General features: G+C 58.8%; 16 protein-coding genes and 1 pseudogene. 9 read left to right on the top strand and 8 right to left on the bottom strand.

The genetic code is table 11. From position 1 onward, the window contains the following. Window positions 1-67 precede the first annotated feature (67 nt). A complete protein-coding gene (locus INHI_RS0117590; protein WP_027248459.1) occupies window positions 68-1,114 on the top strand; it encodes a calcium-binding protein in 1,047 nt (348 codons plus the stop codon). A gap of 213 nt (window positions 1,115-1,327) precedes the next feature. Beyond that, complete coding sequence (gene rpsO / locus INHI_RS0117585) at window positions 1,328-1,597, top strand: 30S ribosomal protein S15 (protein ID WP_014876189.1); 270 nt, start codon at window positions 1,328-1,330, stop codon at window positions 1,595-1,597. A gap of 84 nt (window positions 1,598-1,681) precedes the next feature. Here rpsO and INHI_RS0117580 read toward each other — a convergent pair whose 3' ends face one another. Further along, complete coding sequence (locus INHI_RS0117580) at window positions 1,682-3,301, bottom strand: class I SAM-dependent methyltransferase (protein ID WP_027248458.1); 1,620 nt, start codon at window positions 3,299-3,301, stop codon at window positions 1,682-1,684. Window positions 3,302-3,653: 352 nt separating this feature from the next. Here INHI_RS0117580 and pnp point away from each other — a divergent pair, with 352 nt between their 5' ends. After that, window positions 3,654-5,792, top strand: coding sequence for a polyribonucleotide nucleotidyltransferase (gene pnp / locus INHI_RS0117575; protein WP_014876191.1), 2,139 nt, complete (start codon window positions 3,654-3,656; stop codon window positions 5,790-5,792). Between the two features lie 121 nt (window positions 5,793-5,913). Then, the gene (locus tag INHI_RS0117570) at window positions 5,914-6,627 is read left to right on the top strand and encodes a glycosyltransferase family 25 protein (RefSeq protein ID WP_027248457.1); all 714 of its coding nucleotides are present in this window, start codon (window positions 5,914-5,916) and stop codon (window positions 6,625-6,627) included. Window positions 6,628-6,715: 88 nt separating this feature from the next. Here the strand turns inward: INHI_RS0117570 and INHI_RS0117565 are convergent, their stop codons facing one another. Beyond that, the gene (locus INHI_RS0117565) at window positions 6,716-7,366 is read right to left on the bottom strand and encodes a peroxiredoxin (RefSeq protein WP_014876193.1); all 651 of its coding nucleotides are present in this window, start codon (window positions 7,364-7,366) and stop codon (window positions 6,716-6,718) included. A gap of 321 nt (window positions 7,367-7,687) precedes the next feature. Here INHI_RS0117565 and INHI_RS0117560 point away from each other — a divergent pair, with 321 nt between their 5' ends. Further along, on the top strand, window positions 7,688-9,127 hold the full coding sequence (locus tag INHI_RS0117560) for an aldehyde dehydrogenase family protein (RefSeq protein WP_027248456.1): 1,440 nt from the start codon (window positions 7,688-7,690) through the stop codon (window positions 9,125-9,127). A 76-nt stretch (window positions 9,128-9,203) separates the two neighbouring features. Here the strand turns inward: INHI_RS0117560 and INHI_RS0117555 are convergent, their stop codons facing one another. Continuing rightward, window positions 9,204-9,677: a glyoxalase superfamily protein gene (locus INHI_RS0117555; protein ID WP_027248455.1), complete on the bottom strand. Its 474-nt coding sequence runs from the start codon at window positions 9,675-9,677 to the stop codon at window positions 9,204-9,206. A 359-nt stretch (window positions 9,678-10,036) separates the two neighbouring features. On the opposite strand from INHI_RS0117555, the gene INHI_RS0117550 reads away from it, so the two are divergent. Both INHI_RS0117550 and INHI_RS0117545 read left to right on the top strand, forming a co-directional pair. Further along, window positions 10,037-10,540, top strand: a complete 504-nt coding sequence (locus INHI_RS0117550) for a VOC family protein (protein WP_051338975.1) — start codon at window positions 10,037-10,039, stop codon at window positions 10,538-10,540. 70 nt (window positions 10,541-10,610) lie between these two features. Then, window positions 10,611-11,468, top strand: coding sequence for an alpha-1,2-fucosyltransferase (locus tag INHI_RS0117545; protein ID WP_027248453.1), 858 nt, complete (start codon window positions 10,611-10,613; stop codon window positions 11,466-11,468). A 12-nt stretch (window positions 11,469-11,480) separates the two neighbouring features. On the opposite strand, the gene INHI_RS0117540 is transcribed toward INHI_RS0117545, so the two are convergent. Further along, window positions 11,481-12,134 carry an RluA family pseudouridine synthase gene (locus INHI_RS0117540; protein ID WP_014876200.1) on the bottom strand — a complete coding sequence of 218 codons (654 nt, stop codon included), beginning with the start codon at window positions 12,132-12,134 and terminating at the stop codon, window positions 11,481-11,483. Between the two features lie 138 nt (window positions 12,135-12,272). On the opposite strand from INHI_RS0117540, the gene INHI_RS0117535 reads away from it, so the two are divergent. Together INHI_RS0117535 and INHI_RS20970 are read left to right on the top strand one after the other, a co-directional pair. After that, window positions 12,273-12,686, top strand: coding sequence for a nuclear transport factor 2 family protein (locus tag INHI_RS0117535; RefSeq protein WP_014876201.1), 414 nt, complete (start codon window positions 12,273-12,275; stop codon window positions 12,684-12,686). A gap of 47 nt (window positions 12,687-12,733) precedes the next feature. Then, window positions 12,734-13,345 (top strand): annotated as a pseudogene (locus tag INHI_RS20970) (SGNH/GDSL hydrolase family protein); the annotation flags it as partial. A gap of 60 nt (window positions 13,346-13,405) precedes the next feature. On the opposite strand, the gene rarD reads toward INHI_RS20970, so the two are convergent. The 4 genes from rarD to INHI_RS0117515 form a co-directional block, all read right to left on the bottom strand. Beyond that, window positions 13,406-14,296 (bottom strand): EamA family transporter RarD, encoded by an 891-nt coding sequence (gene rarD, locus INHI_RS0117530; protein WP_027248452.1) that lies wholly within the window; start codon window positions 14,294-14,296, stop codon window positions 13,406-13,408. A 185-nt stretch (window positions 14,297-14,481) separates the two neighbouring features. After that, window positions 14,482-16,932 carry a GcvT family protein gene (locus tag INHI_RS0117525; RefSeq protein ID WP_027248451.1) on the bottom strand — a complete coding sequence of 817 codons (2,451 nt, stop codon included), beginning with the start codon at window positions 16,930-16,932 and terminating at the stop codon, window positions 14,482-14,484. Window positions 16,933-17,040: 108 nt separating this feature from the next. Then, a complete protein-coding gene (locus INHI_RS0117520; protein ID WP_027248450.1) occupies window positions 17,041-18,069 on the bottom strand; it encodes a GlxA family transcriptional regulator in 1,029 nt (342 codons plus the stop codon). Continuing rightward, on the bottom strand, window positions 18,050-20,497 hold the full coding sequence (locus tag INHI_RS0117515) for a GcvT family protein (protein ID WP_027248449.1): 2,448 nt from the start codon (window positions 20,495-20,497) through the stop codon (window positions 18,050-18,052). The genes INHI_RS0117520 and INHI_RS0117515 overlap by 20 nt, the downstream gene beginning before the upstream one ends. Window positions 20,498-20,513: the final 16 nt, after the last annotated feature.

Below are 20,513 nucleotides of genomic sequence, written 5' to 3'. Positions count from 1 at the left end.
ATACAACCAATACGTGCACCATATTGATTATGCGGGTATTCCGCGTGTTTAATGAGGGGTCGCCGGAATGTTGATGCTGGCTGCAATGTTGGGGATCGCCGCTGTTGGTGGCATCTTGTTGATTGACGAGGGCGACGATGACCCGGATACCTCTGACGTCAATGACGGCAGCGATGATGATGCCGCAAAGAGCAGCGGCAGCGAAACTGTCTCCCTTGACGCATTCGTCTCTACTGGTACCGCTGCAAGCGATCAGCTAGGCGGTGGTGATGCGGACGATCTTCTGCAAGGCCTTGCTGGCCATGATCAGCTGAACGGCTACGCCGGTGATGACAGCGTGCAAGGCGGCGATGGCAATGACTCGCTGCATGGCGGTGAGGGGAGCGACACGCTACAGGGCGACGACGGAGATGACCTGCTGCATGGAGACTATGGCGACGACCTGCTGGCCGGGAACAACAATGACGACAGGCTGTTTGGCCACTTCGGTGAAGACACGCTTGATGGCGGTGCAGGCGATGATCACGCCCACGGCGGCCAGGGCAATGATACGCTTGTCGGGGCTGACGGGCGTGATGCGCTGCATGGGAACGACGACGATGACCACCTGACAGGTGGTCAGGGGCAGGACACGCTGTTCGGCGGTACCGGCAATGATCGCCTAGTCGGCAACGATGATGGCGACACCGCAGATTATCTGAACGGCGGTGAGGGCAACGACACGATACTTGCCGGAGCCGGTGATATCGTGACCACCGGCGCAGGCGCCGATAGTATCCTCGTTGGTGCAGGTGATTTTTATGTCAGCGAAGACGCAGACGGGGCCAATACGGATCCGACTGCGCCTATTGATTTGTCCGATTTCAACAGCAATGAGGATCAGTTGGTTGTTATCTGGGAAAAATTTGGATCCGACACGCCTATCGTTGACGTGAGCAGCAATCCCAATACCCCCGGTGAGCATATCGTGACCATAGATGGCGAGGAGGCGCTGCGCGTGACCGGCCCAGCAGAACTGGCAGCATCCGACATTCTGGTCGTAGACCAAGAGGCCGCAGCACGCTTTGGCGTGATGGCCAAAGAAGCCGGGAGCGGCGGGTTAACGCTCGGCTAATCCGGGACTGGCCGGTGCCGCATCTGATGCGCAGTCAGAGGTCGGGTCGCCAAAACCTTTTGCTATTTCCAAAGAATCTTCGTATACGCGCGGCCTGTTCAACGGCGCTGCGACCTTCTGCGGAAAACTGCATCGCCCGAGACGCCTCCATGGGCCTGTGCTGGACGACATCCCGGCCTGCGCCATTCACACAAACCTTCAAAGGAGACCCCGATGTCGATCACTGCTGAAGACAAAGCCCGCCTGATGAAAGAATTCGCAACCAAAGACGGTGACACCGGTTCCCCGGAAGTCCAGGTTGCAATCCTGACCTCGCGCATCAACACCCTGACCGAGCACTTCAAAACCCACAAGAAGGACAACCACGGTCGTCGTGGCCTTCTGAAAATGGTTGCTCAGCGCCGTAAGCTACTGGACTACACCAAAGGCAAAGACGTGGCCCGCTATCAGGACCTGATCAAACGTCTCGGCATCCGTCGCTAATCGCGACGACCGGACGATTGAAGATCAACGCCCGCACCTTTTGGCTGCGGGCGTTTTTCGTTGCAGTGGCGGATCAATGAACTGCTAGGCGACGGCGCCGCGCTTTGACGAGGCGGCCGCCGCAGGATGGGCCATCTCGATTTGCGATGGCGATTCATCGACCAAGCTCACGCCAAGACCTGTAAGAATTTTCAGGCGCCGCGCCGCAAAAGCATGGGCGCGGGCGCGCAAGACGGCAAGATTTTCCTCAGCCAGTTCCAGCACCCGACCGTCCTGCTCCAACCGCTGCCCCTGGGGTTCAAGGATCCGCCAGACGAAGGCCGCCCAATCATGCGGCGTCTGATGTCCCTCGCTTTGAGCCAGCAGGAACAGCTGCTCCATTCGGTCAACCGCAACACCGCCGCCTGTCGCCGGGGATGCAAGGAACCTCAAACGCTCGCTATCTTCAGCATTCTTGCAGACCGCCATATTGAAGTCGCGACACCGCGCAATCCGATCCGCGTATCCTGTCTGCGGCAAACAGGGCATGATATACCCCGCACCAGTCAGGATCGTCAGCATCCGCGTGATGTCGCCCCAGGTCATATCCGAGAATACCCCCTGCTCCAGCAAGGCGCGAACGTTGTGTTGCCCATCGGCCAAGGCATGCAAAACAGGCTCGTACTGACTCGCTTCCAGCGCGACATCACCCCTGCGCCAGCTGATTTTCAACGGGCCAGTCCCGTAATGGCGCGCCAGCGCGAAGGTGGTCTGGAACCACCCTCCTACGCCGCCACGTTGCGTCTGTGGCAGCCATCCCCGTACAAAAACATCCGCACGGAACTGCTCGTTCAACAAAATATCGCGCAATCCCTCGCGCCTGATCGAATTGCTTTCTTCTGCCAGCAGCGCCCGCTGTGGCGCGCTGAGACAAATATCGTCGATGTGGTCCAGAGGGTTCGCCGCGCCCATGAACTCAAGCTTTGCCTGCGCCAGATCTTCTGCCACATCGGCAAAATGGAACGGGGTCCAATCCTTGTTGAAAAACTCATGCGCCAGATAGTTCCGCGGCATAGATTTCATCTCGCTCAGCCGGATCAACTGACCCGGATTGGAGGCAAAGAAACCAGCGCCGGCCTGCTTCAATTGCTCTGCAAACCCCAAGGCCTCATCAATACGCTGCTCCAGCGGTCCGGTGCTCTGCGCCGCACGATCCGTCAGCAAACGGCGCAATGGCATCGACGGTGCCCAGCCAGGTTGCGTGTTGTAACTGATATAGACCAGCCCACCCGGTTTCAGGCGGCGAGCGATGAAGCCAGAGATGCGCTCCTGATTTTCACGCGACACCCAGCTGTAGACACCATGGAGCGCAATCACATCGAAGCTGTTTGGCAAGTTTGCCTCCTCCTCGAAATCCTCAAAGGACCTTTCGTAGAAGGTGACATTGGGCACTGCGGCCTCCTGCGCCAGTCGCTGTGCACCAGCGATGTGCGCAGGGTTGAAATCCATCGCATGCACATCAACATGCGGGTTTGCAGCTGCCAGAAGATTGGCGGTGAAACCCTGCCCACACCCCAACTCACAATAGGTCAGGCCGCTGTCGTCCAACCCGTGCCGATGCCCCCGCGACAGCGCAGCAAACGCCAGGCGCGATGGCGTCATCTCATGAAAGAAATCATGCGTGTAGTTGAGCTCGGCAACATAGCCGGAGGTCCAATCGTTCATTCAGCACCTATTTATTCGTGGTGGGGTCGACGGTGTCTTGCCCTTCTGGGGTGCGCAAAGTTTTCATAAAAACGCTGAGGATCCGGTTAACGCATCGGTATTTTACAAACCGCCATCAGCGCAGATGCACCCTGTGGTAGCGGGCGGAACGTCAAAGCTCTGTGAAGGGGCCGCACCAGCGCTTGCCCTTTCAATCTGTGCAAAAATCCTGTAAGGGCGGCCTATCTGAGACGTGCTGCCAAGACCCCGGCAGTCGAAAGAAAGATAGAGAGGGGTCGGCGGCAATGGGGCCGCCACATCAAACGGGAGACCCGGGATACGCCCGGGAGTGCTCCCAGCTAGGATAAGCTGAATGTTTAACGTTACAAAGAAATCGATGCAGTGGGGCGAAGAGACGCTCACACTGGAGACCGGCAAGGTCGCCCGTCAGGCAGATGGCACCGTGATTGCCACCCTGGGCGAGACCTCGGTTATGGCAAACGTCACTTTTGCCCGCCAGCAAAAACCGGGTCAGGACTTCTTCCCCCTGACCGTGCACTATCAGGAAAAATACTACGCTGCGGGCAAGGTCCCCGGTGGTTTTTTCAAGCGTGAAGCACGCCCAACCGAAAAAGAAACACTGACTGCGCGCCTGATCGACCGTCCGATCCGCCCGCTGTTCGTTCCCGGTTTCAAGAACGAAGTTCTGGTGATGTGCACCGTGCTGAGCCACGATCTGGTCAACGATCCCGACATGGTTGCCATGATCGCAGCCTCCGCGGCGCTGACCCTGTCCGGCGCGCCCTTCATGGGTCCGATCGCTGCTGCACGCGTTGGGTTTGAGGGCGGCGAGTACGTTCTGAACCCGACTGTTGATGACATGCAGGACCTGCGCCTGAACCCTGATCAGCGTCTGGATCTGGTTGTCGCCGGTACCAAAGATGCCGTGATGATGGTTGAATCCGAAGCCTATGAGCTGACCGAAGCAGAAATGCTGGGTGCGGTGAAATTCGCACACGAGCAGATCCAGCCGGTGATCGACCTGATCATCTCTTTGGCGGAAGAAGCGGCGAAAGAGCCGTTTGATTTCCAGCCCGCCGACTATTCCGAGCTGTTCGCCGCCGTGAAAGCCGCTGGTGAAGAGCAGATGCGTGCCGCATTCGCGATCACCGACAAGCAGGAGCGCACCGCCGCTGTTGCCGCTGCCCGCGAAGCGATCAAAACCTCGCTGAGTGAAGAACAGCTGGAAGATGCCAACCTCGGCTCCGCCCTGAAGAAGCTGGAAGCTGGCATTCTGCGTGGCGACGTCGTCAAGACCGGCAAGCGGATCGACGGGCGTTCGACCACTGACGTCCGCGCTATCGAGTCGGAAACCGGCATGCTGCCGCGGACCCACGGTTCGGCGCTGTTCACCCGTGGCGAAACCCAGGCGTTGGCCGTGACCACGCTGGGCACCGGTGACGACGAACAGTTTATCGACGCGCTGCACGGCAATTTCAAATCCAATTTCCTGCTGCACTACAACTTCCCTCCCTACTCGGTTGGTGAAGTGGGTCGCGTCGGCTCCCCGGGCCGTCGTGAAATCGGTCATGGTAAGCTGGCATGGCGCGCCCTGCAGGCGGTTCTGCCTGCGCCGACCGACTTTCCCTACACCATTCGCGTGGTGTCTGAGATCACCGAATCCAATGGCTCTTCGTCGATGGCATCGGTCTGTGGTGGTTCACTTTCCATGATGGACGCAGGCGTCCCGCTGAAGGCACCGGTTGCCGGTGTTGCGATGGGTCTGATCCTGGAAGATGACGGCTCTTACGCGATCCTGTCGGACATTCTGGGCGACGAAGACCACCTCGGCGACATGGACTTCAAAGTGGCGGGTACCGACAAGGGTATCACCTCGCTGCAGATGGACATCAAGGTTGCAGGCATCACGCCTGAGATCATGGAAAAAGCACTGGATCAGGCCAAAGACGGGCGTCTGCACATCCTCGGCGAAATGGCAAAGGCTCTGTCGGAAACCAATGCGTTCTCCGTCCATGCGCCCCGCATTGAGACCATGCAGATCCCGACCGACAAGATCCGTGAAGTGATCGGCTCCGGCGGTAAGGTCATCCGCGAGATCGTGGAAACCTCCGGCGCGAAAGTCGACATCAACGACGACGGCGTGATCAAGATTGCATCGGCCGACGGCACCGCGATCCAGAAGGCCTATGACATGATCCACTCGATCGTGGCAGAGCCGGAAGAAGGCGCCGTTTACACTGGTAAGGTCGTTAAGATCGTCGACTTCGGCGCCTTCGTAAACTTCTTCGGCAAGCGCGATGGTCTGGTGCATGTGTCCCAGATCGAAAACCGCCGCCTGAACCACCCTTCGGACGTTCTGAAGGAAGGCCAGGAAGTGAAAGTGAAGCTGCTGGGCTTTGATGATCGCGGCAAGGTCCGCCTGTCCATGAAAATCGTGGATCAGGAAACCGGTGAAGAAATCAAAGCCGAGAAGAAAGAAGACGCAGAATAATCTGTTCTTCTCTCTTTGAGCATAGAAACCCCGCCAGAAATGGCGGGGTTTTTCTGTTTCATCAGCTGGAGGTTGCACGCGCCCCTTTTCACCCTTCGCCAAGATCGCTACCTCTGGACGCATGCGATCCTATATCATTCATATGGCAGGCGATCAGAAACGCGCCCCCAACGTGGCGCGTCTATTGGCTGATTTGCCACATGCTCAGGTGGTTGAGGCGGTAGACGGCCGCGCCGTGATGGCCGCAAGCGATGTTGCAATACGTACCGGTGATCTTCATGCGCCGCATTACCCGTTCCCGCTGAGCGGCGGGGAGGTCGGCTGTTTTCTGTCGCATCGCAAGTGTTGGCAGCTGATCGCCAATGGCATCGACGACTACGGCTTGATCGTTGAGGATGACATGGCAACTGATCCCGGGATCTGGCGGGATGTACTTGCCTTGATTGACAGCCATGCAGGCCCGGACAGCATGATCCGCCTGCCCGCCAAACAGCGCGAAACAGCCAGCACGGTGATTGCCGCGCATGGAGCGGCGCAGTTGTTCCTGCCTCGGCGCATAGGTCTGCAGACCGTCGCGCAGGTGGTTGGCAAGACCGCTGCCGCCCGGCTGCTAGCCGCAACTAAGGTTCTGGACAGGCCAGTTGATACCTTCCTGCAAATGCACTGGGTTCACGAGCAAACAATCCACACAGTATTACCAAACGGCGTGTCGGAGGAAACAGCCGCTTTGGGGGGGTCAACCATCCAATCCCGCCCTGTCGGGGGCAAGCTTGCGCGTGAGCTGAAACGTATGCTTTATCGCGCCCAGGTCGCCTTGCGCCCGCAACGCAGTTGAACCATCAGTCCAGCCCACGAAAAAAGGGGCCGCCTGGCCCCTTCCTTCATTTTGGTTCAATTCCTGGGCTGCCTGTGCAGCCGCAGATTCAGTCCGGCGCTTTGGTCTTACGCAGATAGGGAAAGATGGTTTCAAACTCACCAAATTTGGCCTTCGCATCCTCATTCGATACGCTCGGTGGAATGATTACATCCTCACCCGGCACCCAATTTGCGGGCGTCGCAACACCTTTGCCAGACATCTGCAGACCGTCCAATGCGCGCAGGATCTCGGCAAAATTGCGGCCCACAGTCATTGGGTAGGTCATCGACAGTTTCAGTTGCTTGTCCGGACCAATGATAAAGACCGAGCGCACAGTGGCGCTGTCTGCGGGCGTCCGGCCATCGGGCAGATAGGCCTCGGCGGGCAACATGTCGAAAGCCTTGGATACCGCGAGACCTTCGTCGGCGATGATCGGGAAACCTGCCGCAGCTTTGCCGTAGCTTTCGATGTCCGTTTTCCATTTTTTGTGGTCTTCGACACCATCAACCGACACGCCGATTACTTTGGTGTTGCGGGCAGCCCATTCATCGGACAACTGCGCCACGGCCGAAAATTCCGTGGTGCAGACCGGAGTGAAATCCTTGGGGTGGGAGAACAGAATCGCCCAGCTGTCACCAATCCAATCGTGAAACGAAATGGTGCCCTGATCGGTTTCTGCGGTGAAATTCGGAACCACATCATTGATACGCAAACCCATGGGTCTCTCCTCTGCTGTCAAATGACTACTCACTGGTCGATAACCTAACCACTCGACGCGCAGGTTAAACCCTTGTTAGGCGGCAAGCAGTCGAAAAGATCAACTCACGCGTCAATCTGACCCGTTCGGGACGTGCGTGTGCGGCAATCGATGATATCGCGCAGCTGTCCCAGAACAGCGCAAAATAGTGGATTTTCGTCCACCTCAGCAATTTGATCAAATTATTCATTCCCCCCTTGCCCATCCGAAACACCAGTGACAGAGTGGCGGCTAATTGCGGGGTTTTGCCCCGTCACACCCTGATATCCGGGAGATCGACAGATGATCGAGAAACGTGATTTTTACATCAACGGCCAATGGGTCGCCCCTGCTGCACCTAACGATTTTGAAGTGATCGACCCCTCGACTGAGGCGCCCTGTGCCGTCATTTCCCTCGGCGATGCAGCGGATACAAATGCCGCTGTCGCCGCAGCCAAGACCGCCCTGCCGGGTTGGATGGCTACGCCGGTTGAAGAGCGTATCGCGCTGGTCGAAAAACTGATCGAAGTATACGAGAGCCGCACCGAAGATCTGGCGCAGGCAATGAGCGTCGAGATGGGTGCGCCAATCGACATGGCCCGCACCCAGCAGGCAGGCGCAGGCAGTTGGCACCTGCGCAACTTTATCAAGGCGGCGAGGGCGTTTTCCTTCGACGCCCCTCTGGGCGACCATGCCCCCAATGATCGCATCATCCATGAGGCTGTAGGCGTGGCGGCGCTGATCACACCATGGAACTGGCCGATGAATCAGGTCACCCTGAAGGTAGGCGCCGCAGCCATTGCAGGCTGCACCATGGTTCTGAAACCGTCCGAGCAAAGCCCGCTCAACGCGATGATCTTTGCCGAGATGATGGACGAGGCCGGTTTCCCTGCCGGTGTCTTCAATCTGGTGAACGGTGACGGCACCGGCGTGGGGACCCAGCTGTCCAGCCATCCCGATGTGGACATGGTGTCCTTCACTGGCTCGACCCGCGCAGGCACTGCGATTTCCAAGGCTGCGGCGGATACGCTGAAGAAGGTTCATCTGGAACTCGGTGGCAAGGGTGCCAACGTGATCTTTGACGATGCCGATGAGAAAGCGGTCAAGCGCGGCGTGCTGCATATGATGAACAACACCGGTCAAAGCTGCAACGCGCCAAGTCGCATGCTGGTACAGAAAGGCATCTACGACAAAGCCGTCGAAGAAGCTGCCGCAGTTGCCAATAAGGTCGAGGTTGGCCCCGCCTCCAGCGAAGGTCGCCACATCGGTCCCGTGGTCAACGAACTGCAGTGGGGCAAGATCCAGGACCTGATCCAGAAGGGCATCGACGAAGGCGCCCGACTGGTTGCTGGCGGCACTGGTCGTCCGGATGGGCTAAACCAAGGTTTCTATGTCAAACCAACCGTCTTTGCCGATGTGAACAACCAGATGACCATCGCTCGTGAAGAGATTTTTGGCCCGGTGCTGTCAATCATCCCCTTTGAGAGCGAAGAGGACGCCATCGAGATTGCCAATGACACGCCCTATGGTCTGACCAACTATGTGCAGACACAAGATCTCGCTCGTGCCAACCGTATGGCCCGCAAGCTGCGTGCTGGCATGATCGAGATGAACGGCAAGTCGCGTTCCGCCGGGTCGCCGTTTGGTGGGATGAAACAATCCGGCAATGGCCGCGAGGGCGGCAGCTGGGGGATTGAGGATTTCCTGGAGGTGAAAGCCGTCGGTGGCTGGGCCGACGAATAACGCCCCATACCAAACCACACACCTTAACGATAAGAGCCGCCTACGAGGGCGGCTCTTTGGTATTCTCGCGCTGGTTTCAGGTGAAACGGCTCCAGTCAGGCAATTCCAGCACCAGCTGAGGCACACCATCTGAGGTCCGCTCAGCCGAGCGACCGTCCCATCCGATGGTGCCGCTGATCCGTTGTCGCAATGCGGAGAAACTGTCGAATTTCACCACATCCACCGGTTCTTCCAGATGCAGGGTCACACGTCGGCGTGCTCCTTCACCAAAAACCTGCAGCCCGCGCAGCTCAGCAGTGAAGGCCTGACCAAGATAACTGCCCCGCAGGGTCTGCCCGACACGTAGTGTCTGTTGCGGGATATTGGGGCGCGGTCTGTCCGCCTTGGCGCTGATCGTATTCCAGTCTTTGTAGCCATATTGCCGGGCCACCATCTCAAGCGCAGCGCTATGTGACAGGGTGAGATTGCGGGCCTGCAACTGCTGTCGCAGATTGCGGGCCTGTTGCTTCAGGCTCCCGACGGTGGGGAGATCTTCTGGGTTGGTCGTCATTCTTGCCTCTTGTCCAATCAACAAGATGCGCCGAAAATATGGAGCCCGCATTGCCATTGGCGCATCATATCGATGGGCGAAAGACAGGAAATCTACAGACGGAGGTTCACCATGGTCTTGTCAACCGCGAGCGGCAGGGCTCCGACCCTGTTTCAGCCTTAGGCGGTTCCACCCGTCGTAGTCAAGACCCTAGCAACCCGCGACTACGATTGAATGGCTGTCTATCAGCCCCGCTGAGTAGAGAGAGGCCACGTCCAAGCCGCATCAAAAGAAATAAAGACAGAGATCACATACCTCTTGATCTAAACCTGACTTGAGCTTGCAGGGTAGGGAAAATGACCATTCACAGGAGACGCCGAATGATCCATGAGAAGCCTGCCCCCGTCGTCAAAACCGGTATCAGCACCACCTTGACCGGTATTTACGAAACCCACCTGCCCGTGAAAAACCTAGACGTTGCCATGGCGTTTTATGGTGAAACTATCGGGTTGGAGCTTGCGCGTTGCCTGCCCGAACGGCAGGTCGCATTTTACTGGGTCGGCGGGCAGTCACAGGGGATGCTGGGGCTGTGGTCGGGTGGCTCGGCCCCGATGGGTATGAGACTGCACATGGCGTTTCGAACCACGATACCGGCACTTGATGGCATTTGCGACCGGCTGTCTGATGCCGGGATCACACCGCTTGATTTTCACGGAGCCCCGACGGAGGAACCGGTGGTGCTGGGCTGGATGCCTGCGCTGTCGATCTACTTCAAGGATCCGGACGGGCACTCGATCGAGTTTCTGGCGCCGATGACTGACGACCCGGATATGGATTTTGGCGTTGCAGCCTACAGCGACTGGCAGGCGCGATCCGGCGGATGAGACCGACCGGGTCTGGTCATGACAGCCCATGGCGCCTATCAACGCTGCATATCGCTCCGAGGGACCAACCATGATCATCACCCGCCTGCATGGCCGACTGGGCAATCAGATGTTCCAATACGCTGCCGGGCGTGCGCTGGCAGATCGGCTTGGCGTGTCACTTGCGCTTGACAGTCGCGGCGCCGAGCTGCGCGGTGAGGGTGTGCTGACGCGCCTCTTCGATCTTGACCTGGCCACACCGGACATCTGGCCACCGTTGCGCCAACGCGCTCCGCTGGGTTACGCGCTATGGCGCGGTTTGGGCCAGCATCTAGGCACCGGACCGAAGTTACGCCGGGAGGTTGGCCTGGGCTACAATCCGGATTTCGTAGACTGGAGCGACAACAGCTACCTGCATGGTTACTGGCAGAGCGAGCGCTATTTCGCACAAAGTGCCGAGCGCATCCGGCGGGACTTCACCTTCCCTGAATATTCAAATCAGCAAAACGCGGAGATGGCGGCACGGATCGGCGAGACCAACGCGATTTCACTGCACGTGCGCCGGGGCGATTATCTGACCCTTGCGGCGCATGTGCTATGCGATCAAGCCTATTACGAGGCCGCATTGGCGCAGGTTCTGGACGGGCTGAAGGGACAGCCAACGGTTTATGTCTTCTCGGATGATCCACAGTGGGCAAAGGAAAACCTGCCCTTGCCCTGTGACAAGGTTGTGGTGGATTTCAACGGCGCTGATACCGACTATGAGGACATGCGCCTGATGAGCCTGTGCAAACACAACATCATCGGCAACAGCTCGTTTTCCTGGTGGGCAGCCTGGTTGAACCAGACACCGGACCGCCGCGTCGCCGGTCCGGCAAAATGGTTTGGCGATCCGAAACTGAACAATCCCGATATCCTGCCGCCGGGCTGGCTGCGTATCAGCGTCTAGGTACAGTTGGCCTCAGAACGGGGCCTTGACGCGAAACTTCATCGATTCGCCACTGTCAGGATGTTTGATCCGCAGCTCCTCCGCATGCAGCATCATACGCGGGTGATCCAATGCGTGCCCCTCTGCATAAAGCGGATCGCCCAAAATGGCGTGACCCAGAGACAGCATATGCACCCGCAGCTGATGCGACCGTCCGGTCTTGGGCGTCAGACGCACACGTGTTGCCGTGTCTTCGTATTTCATCACCCGCCAGTCAGTCACGGCCTCCTTGCCGGTGTCGTGGCAGACCATCTGGCGCGGGCGATTGGGCCAGTCCACGATGAGCGGCAGATCTACGGTTCCGCTGCGCGGTTCAAGCCGACCGTCAACCCGCGCCACATAGGCTTTCTTCGCACTGCGCTTTTCGAACTGCATGGACAGATGCCGCTGGGCATGTGGAGTGACGCCGAACACCATCACACCGGAGGTATCACGATCCAGCCGATGCACCAGAAGCGCCTCCGGAAAGACAGCCTGCAGCCTACTCAGAAGACAATCCGCAAGATGCTCCCCCCGACCCGGCACGCTGAGCAGACCATGGGGCTTGTTCACCACCAGAAGCTGGGCGTCATGATGCAGGATGTCCAGGGGATCTGTCGGCGGAGTATAATCGCTAGAAACTGTCATGCCCGCGTCCCTAGCGGCCCGTTGCCCGCAGGGCAAGGTATCGCAACGTCGCGCTTGCCGGTGCTTGGGTGGATCGGCAGGGTGGTGACATCTTCACATTCGCATTCTTCGCGGGTTCCCTGGTCTGAAAGGTGACGCATGACTCATCCAACCATCAGCAGGCTGCATGAAGTCGTTGCCAAAGGTGATGACAGTCAGATTGCTAGCCTGCTGGCCGAAGATGTGCAGTTTCTGCCACCGACCTATTGGAAAATCTGGACCGGTCGCGCTCCGGTCGCAGCCATTCTGGGGCACGTCGGTCAAATTTTCGGCGATTTTCGTTACCGCCGCATCATGGGAAGTGGCGATGACTGGGCCTTGGAATTCCAGTGCAAGATCGGAGAGTTCGATGCGGTCGGCGTTGATCTGATCACCCTGAATTCAGACGGGCTGATTGCCCAGTTCGAAGTGGTGATGCGCCCTTACAAAAGCATTGGGGTCTTGCGGGAAGCAATCATGGCGCGGGTCACCTCGGATCCTCGGTTTCTGCACTATCAATCGGCGCTCAGCTGATCGGCCTGGACCATATCGCTCGGATCGTACTGCTGCCATTGCTGGTCGTGCAGGCAATCAACGTGCGGCGCAGGGCGCTACGCCTGCCTGAACCCTGGGGGCCACGGTTTGGGCAGTTGGGCCGTGGCACACCTCTGCGTCTGCTGATTGTCGGCGATAGCTCTGCCGCAGGGGTTGGTGTCGGCCGACAGGATGACGCGCTCTGCGGCCAATTGACCAAGAAACTGACGACTGGGCGGCATCTGACCTGGCGACTGGAGGCGACAACCGGACATCGCAGCGCCGATGCACTGGCCCGGGTGCGCGCGCTTCCACCACAGACATTCGACGTCGCGGTCTTGGCACTTGGCGTGAACGATGTGACGCGACTTGCACGACGGCGACGGTTTCACATGGAACAGTCAGCCCTGATCAGACTTCTGCGTGACCGATTTGGGGTAACACTGGTGATCCTGTCCGGTGTGCCGCCCATGGCGGATTTTCCCGCCCTTCCCAACCCGCTGGCCTGGGTTCTAGGACGGCATTCGACGCGGCTGGACCGGGTGCTGGCCAAACTGGCCGCACAGGATCCAAATGTCGTACACCTGCCCTTCACAATACCGCCCGATCCAACGCTGGCCGCACAAGACGGGTATCACCCTTCAGCCATGGCTTATACGCTTTGGGCTGACACTCTGGCACAGACAATCAACGCCGAACTCTCGGCGCCTTGCAATCCGTCAGGCGCGACGCATCTGGCGCAGCAGCGAAACGGAATAGATCACCAGCGCGAGCCAGATCATCGGGAAAGCGATCATCCGCGCGCGACCGAACTCCTCGCCAAAGACAACGACCGCCGCCAGAAAGATCATGGTGGGCGCGATATATTGCAGAATGCCGATCGTAGATAGGCGCAGCAGCTTGGCGCCATTGGCATAGGTAATCAGCGGCACCGCCGTCACCACACCACACCCCAACAACAACGCCGTGTCACTGAAGTCGCCGCCAAAATGGGCACCGCCAGTGACCGTCAGATATGCCAAATACGCCAGTGCCGGGGGTGTTAGGATCAGCACCTCCAGCATGAATCCCTGGTTGGGACCAACCGGTAGAGATTTCTTGAAAAACGCGTAAAAGCCCCAGCTGAGCGTCAGCCCGATTGCCGCCCAGGGCAGCCGACCCGCATCTAGCGCGAGCACCAATACCGCCAGTGCTGCCAAACCGATCGCAACCAATTGGGCAGGCGACAGGCGCTCGCCCAGCAGCACAGCACCAAGCATGACGCTGAACAGCGGATTGATATAATAACCAAGAGCCGCATCCAACGCATGGCCGGTCGCGATGGACCAGACATAGATGCCCCAATTCACGGAAATCAGTGCTGCTGTTACCGCGCCCATCATCAACACTCTCGGGGAGGTAAGTGCCGCGCGTAGGTCGCGGGTCCGGCGCAGGATAATGAGCAGAGCACCCGCAACGGGCACCGACCAGATCACCCGATGGGCGACCACTTCTGCTGCGGGCATATGTGCCAGCGCCTTCATATAGAGTGGCAGAAAGCCCCACATCAGATAGGCGGAAACGGCAAAGGCGAGGCCCTGTGGCGTGTCTTTGTTCTCAGGCTGCGGCATCTTCGTAAAATCTCCCTGAGCCGCGTTTATGACAGGTCGGTCGGCAATGAATAGGGGTGATACTGCCAAAGGTGTTGATGTCGTCTTTGTCCGCCAGCTTTACTTCGGGCTGTTGGGAGGGTGCGCGAATATGGCACGCACCCTCCCCTAGTAACACATCATATCGGTCAAAAACTCGGGCGTTTCTATTGCTTAACCCGTTCTGATTTCGGGTCATACATGGGCTTAAGGGAGGCCTCGGCCTTCACCTTCACGCCGCAAACGTCAATTTCATAGCTGGAGCCCAGAACATCTGCTGCACTTTCACCGTCGCAGGGCACGTAACCCATGCCGATGGCAGCACCCAGGGTGTGGCCATAATTGCCGGAGCTAAGGTAGCCCACATACTCACCGTTTCGAATGATCGGCTCGTTGTGGAATAACAGCGGCTCAGCATCGGTCAGTTTGAACTGTACCATGCGGTTCCTGGGGCCGGTTTCCTTGCGTTCCAGCACTGCTGCCTTGCCGATGAAGTCGTCCTTGTTGGTCTTCACCGCAAAGCCGAGGCCTGCGTCGATCACATTGTCCTCGCAAGTGATGTCATGGCCGAAGTGGCGGAAGCCCTTCTCGATCCGGCAGCTGTCCATCATGTGCATACCGCAGAGCTTGAGCCCCATGTCCTGACCCGCCTCGTGCAGCGTTTCGAACGCGTGGCCCGCCATGTCGGCGCCGACATAGATCTCCCAGCCGAGTTCACCCACATAGGTCACGCGGTGGACACGGGCGAGGCCCATGCCCAGTTCGATCTCCTGCGCGGTGCCAAAGGGGTTCACCTCGTTGGAGAAATCATTGGGCGAGACTTTCTGCAGCAGCTTGCGGGCGTTCGGGCCCATCACTGCCAGCACGCCCTCGCCTGCGGTCACATCAGTGATCACCACCCGGTGGTCGCCCACGTGGCGCATCATCCAGGTCTGGTCGGCCAGACGGGTCACTGCCGGGGTCACCACCAGATAGGCGGTTTCCGACAGGCGGGTGACGGTCACATCGGCCTCAATGCCGCCGCGGGTGTTCAGGAACTGGGTGTAGACGATCTTGCCCGCGGGAACCGACAAGTTGGCGCCGCAGATGTAGTTCAGGAAGGTTTCGGCATCCGGGCCTTCGACGCGGATCTTGCCAAAGGAGGACATGTCGTACATGCCGACATTTTCGCGGACTGCCTTGTGTTCAGCTGCCAAATTCTCAAACCAGTTCTGGCGTTTCCAGCTGTACTGGTATTCGCGTTCCTGGCCCTCATTGGCAAACCAGTTGGCGCGTTCCCAGCCGCCGATTTCACCCATCACCGCGCCCTGCTCCAGCAGGTGGTGGTGGAACGGGGTGCGGCGCACGCCGCGAGCGGTGGCCTTTTGACGGTAGGGGAAGTGATCAGCATACAAGAGGCCCAGCGTCTCCTTGGAGCGCTCGAACAGGTAGTGCTTGTTACCCTGGAACGGCTGCATGCGGGAGATGTCCACGTCGCCAAGGTCGAACGGTTTCTGACCGTCTTCCATCCACTGCGCCAGCGCCATGCCAGCGCCGCCCGCCGACTGAATACCGATTGAGTTGAAACCTGCAGCGACCCAGAAATTGTCCATCTCCGGCGCCAAGCCAAGGTGGTAGGCGTCATCCGGAGTGAAGCTCTCGGGACCGTTGAAGAAGGTATGGATGCCTGCCTCAGCCAGCATCGGCATCCGATTGCAGGCGGCTTCCAGGATCGGCTCGAAGTGATCGAAGTCCTCAGGCAGCTGGTCGAATTCGAACGTGTCGGGGATGCCGTTCATCGCCCAGGGTTTGGCGTTCGGCTCAAACGCGCCAAGCAGGATTTTTCCCGCATCTTCTTTGTAGTAGGCGCATTCGTCCGGAACGCGCAGCACCGGCATCTGGGTCAGGCCGGTAATGGCTTCGGTCACGATATAGAAGTGTTCACAGGCATGCAGCGGCACGTTGACGCCCGCCATGCGGCCGACCTCGTGGCCCCACATGCCGGCGCAGTTCACCACCATGTCCGCCTCGATGTGGCCCTGGGACTGGCCATCATCGCTGGCCCAATCGACGCCGGTGACTCGGCGGCCGTCCTTGGAGATGCCAGTAACCTTGATCCGTTCCTTGACCAGCGCGCCGCGCTGGCGGGCGCCTTTGGCCAAGGCTAGTGCAATATTAGCCGGATCGCCTTGCCCGTCCTTGGGCAGCCACACGCCGGCAGTCACGTCGCCGACGTTCAGGTGCTCATAGCGGGTTTTAACTTCCTCAGGCGAGATTTCTTCGACCTCAACGCCGAATGCCCGCGCCATGGCGGCCTGGCGGAAGATCTCTTCCTTGCGTTCTTCGGTCAGCGCAACCGTGATTGAGCCGCAGCGCTTAAATCCGGTCGCGACACCGGTTTCGTCTTCCAAAGCGCCATAAAGCTCCTGACTGTATTTGGCGAGCTTGGTCATGTTGGCAGTGGCCCGCAGCTGCGCAATCAGACCGGCCGCGTGCCATGTGGTGCCGGAGGTCAGCTGCTTGCGCTCCAGCAGCACCACATCCGTCCAACCCAGCTTGGTCAGGTGATAGGCGACCGAACAGCCAATCACGCCGCCGCCGATAATGACCACGCGGGCCTTGTTGGGTAAATCGCTCATCATGTGCCTCCTGAGCTTGACTGGACGAACTGCATGGCCGAATGCTGCCACATCAAGGCGACAACAAATGCATCAAAAACGCCAGCCTGCACGCTCTATTCTCCACCGCTATCGTACAGATTTCCCACGCTGCTGCTGTGACTGGGATACGCGCCGTGATTTGCGCAGAGCGAAGGGCGTAATGCCAAAAAATGCCTTATACAGGGTCGAAAACCCATTGGAGAACCCGCAAGCCAAACCGATCTCGCGCACGCTCATCGTGGTGTTCAGCAAGAGGTTATTGGCTTTGTTCAAACGCATCTCCCGATAGAAACCATTGGGTGTCGTGCCGAGAAAGGTCTTGAACTTGCGTTCTAGCGACCGGGTAGAAATCCCGAGATGGTCAACAATCTCATTGATCGGCAGCGGATCCTCTATGTGCTCCTGCATAACGTGAATGGCCTGATCAAGGTCCGCATCGCCGGTGATCGTTGGCTTCACACCCGAAAACGGCTGCAACGACGCAAAGTCCCGCACCTTGTCGTGCAAGAGGATATTCGCAACCGTCACCTGCGCCGCCGCCGTGGTCAGCTGTCCGATCAGGGCCAGAACGATATCCACCGTCGCCCCCATTCCGGCACAGGTCACAACCTGCCCATCTTCACTCGCCAGCGCGAAATTGGTGTCGAACAACCCGATGCGTTCACGCATCAAGTTGGCGTTTTCCCAATGCGTCGTGTGCTGGGACCCTTCCTTGCCACTGTCACGGATGTACCGGCTGGCGGCCTCTGCCAGCAGATAGACCTTCGCCCCGCGCGTGCGGTAGGTGCTGATCAGCGATCCCATCGACAGCGCCGGGCAGTCCGGGTCCGTATTGCCCAAAACAAACACGCAATCGGCATCTGCTTTCGCCGCGAAAGGCTCCGTCTCGACGAAGGCGTCGGCACGGGATCCGACCCGTCCGCCCCCAGCAGAGCGCATTGTCCAGGAAAATGGTGGTTGTGCCAGCACCCGGTTGGCCAGTCGCAAAGGCTCCACCACGGCGGAGAATTCAGTGAGCACGAAGCCTTCCGTCAGGATGATATCAACCTGCCACTGATGTCCCCCCGGGGGTGTCCCCCCGGAGGTCATAGCTGTCTCAGGCGCGGAGCCGGTCATTGCCTGGATCCCACAGCGGTTTGTCTTCCTGAACTACGGCGCGACATTTCTCGCCATAGATCTCAACCTCCAGCTCGGTGCCCGGCACCGCTGCATCACTGCGAACCATGCCCAGCGCGATTGAGGCGTTCACGCGATACCCCCAATCGCCGGAAGTGGTCTCTCCGACGATCTCGCCATCCTTCCAGATGCAGGACATATAAGGCGCATCTGCATCGCCGGCCTCAACAATCAGAGTGACAAAGGACTTCTTTGCCCCCTGCTGCTTTTCGCTCTGGATCGCAGCCTTGCCCGGGAAGTCCTGTGGCTTGTCCAGCTTGACGAACCGCTCCAGCCCGCCTTCCAGCAGCGAGTAGTCGGTGCTGAGGTCACCCTTCCAGGTGCGGTAGCCTTTTTCGATGCGCAAGGAGTTCAGCGCATACATGCCGAACGGCTTGGCGCCGCCTGCCAGCAGGGCATCATAAATTGCCGGCTGATGCTCGTTGGCGCAGTGGACTTCCCAGCCCAGCTCACCCGCATAGGACACCCGCGCCAGGAAGGCAGGTTTGCCTGCGACGGTGGCTTCCTGATGGGTGAGCCAGCCTAGGGACAGATCAGCGTCAGAGATGCCTGCAAACAGATCCCGCGATTGCGGACCCGTCACGATCATGGTCGCAAATTCCGTGGTATGATCCGTCAAGCGCAGGCCTGCAGGCAGGGCCTTCTTCAAGATCTCAAAATCATGCCACTGGGCCGAGCCTGCGGTGATCATAGTGAAGTGATCCTCACCGTGACGTATACAGGACATCTCTGTCAGGATCCGGCCGCGGTCGTCCGAGACATAGACCAAGTTCATCCGACCCACTTTCGGCAGGCCGCCGGTGACCAGTCCGCGCAGGAATTCGGCGGCACCTTCGCCGCTCAGGTTGAAGCGAGAGAAGCCCGGCAGATCCAGCACGCCAACACCATCGCGGACCGCTTCGCATTCTTCCTTGATACGCTGCTGCCACGGGCCGGAGCGGCCCCAGGTATGGGTGGCTTCCTCGGACGTATCGTCTCCGGGCTTGGCGAACCAATTGGCGCGTTCCCAACCGTTATAGGCGCCCATCACACCGCCTAACGCCTTGATCGCGGTGTGAACCTGGCTCATCTTCTTATCACGTGCAGCGGGCCATTCGTGGTGCGGGAAATGCATAGCATATTCGTTGCCGTAGACTTCCATACCTTTCTGGTCGCAGTAATCCTGATCGGTATAGTCGGTGTAGCGGCGCGGATCGACCGCCCACATGTCCCACTCGGTTTGACCATCAACGATCCATTCCGCCAGCACCTTGCCAGCACCACCGCCCTGGGCGATGCCGAAAGTAAAGACGCAGGCCTCAAACGCGTTGTCCACCCCCGGCATCGGGCCGATCAGAGGCAGGCCATCGGGCGCGTAGGGGATCGGACCGTTGATCACGCTGGACACACCGGAGGTGGCCATCAGCGGCACACGTTCCATGGCGTCGGTCACGATATCCTCGATCCGGTCCAGATCGTCCGACCACAGCTGGAACGAGAAGTCGTCCGGCATCTGGTCGTCTTCGGTCATCCAGTGACCTCTGCAGTTCGGCTCATAGGGGCCAAGATTATAGCCGTTCTTCTCCTGCCGCAGGTAATAAGAAACATCCACGTCGCGGATCAGCGGCAATTTCTTTCCATGCGCCTTGGTCCAGGCTTCCACCTCCGGGATCTGTTCGGTTAGCAGGTACTGGTGGCTCATTACCATCATCGGCACAGTACGGCCGCCATAATCCTTGAACCATTCGCCGACACGCTGGGCATAATAACCTGCGGCGTTCACCACATAGTCACATTCGATATCGCCCTTCTCGGTCTGCACGATCCAGGTCTTATCTTCCTTCTGCATTACACCCGTTGCCGGGCAGAAGCGGATGATCTTGGCTCCCATGTCGCGCGCACCTTTAGCCAGCGCCTGCGTCACCTGTGCCGGGTCGATGTCTCCATCCGTGGGATCGTAAAGCACACCTTCCAGATCGTGCGTTTCCAGAAACGGGTAATGTTCCTTGGCTTGGTCAGGTGTCCACATCTCCATCTCGATGCCCTGATAACGGCCCATGGAACAGGCACGTTCGAACTCCTGCATCCGCTCCTTGGTGTGGGCCAGACGGATTGAGCCGGACTGGTGATAGTTCATCGGATAATCGACTTCTTCACCGAGCCGCGCATATAGCTCGGTCGAGTAGCGCTGCATGTTCATGATCGCCCAGGACGTCGAAAAGGTCGGGACGTTGCCCGCCGCGTGCCATGTGGAGCCTGCAGTCAGCTCATTCTTCTCAAGCAGTACGCAATCAGACCAGCCTTTCTTGGCCAGGTGATAGAGCGCTGAACAGCCGACGACACCGCCGCCGATGATGACCACACGGGCCTTTGTTGGAAAATCAGACATGATGCCTCCCTCGTCG

The sequence above is a fragment of the Phaeobacter inhibens DSM 16374 genome (assembly GCF_000473105.1).
In the GTDB taxonomy this organism is placed as follows: domain Bacteria; phylum Pseudomonadota; class Alphaproteobacteria; order Rhodobacterales; family Rhodobacteraceae; genus Phaeobacter; species Phaeobacter inhibens.
The sequence above is the reverse complement of the archived record's forward strand: the minus strand, read 5'-3'. Positions and strand labels throughout refer to the sequence as shown.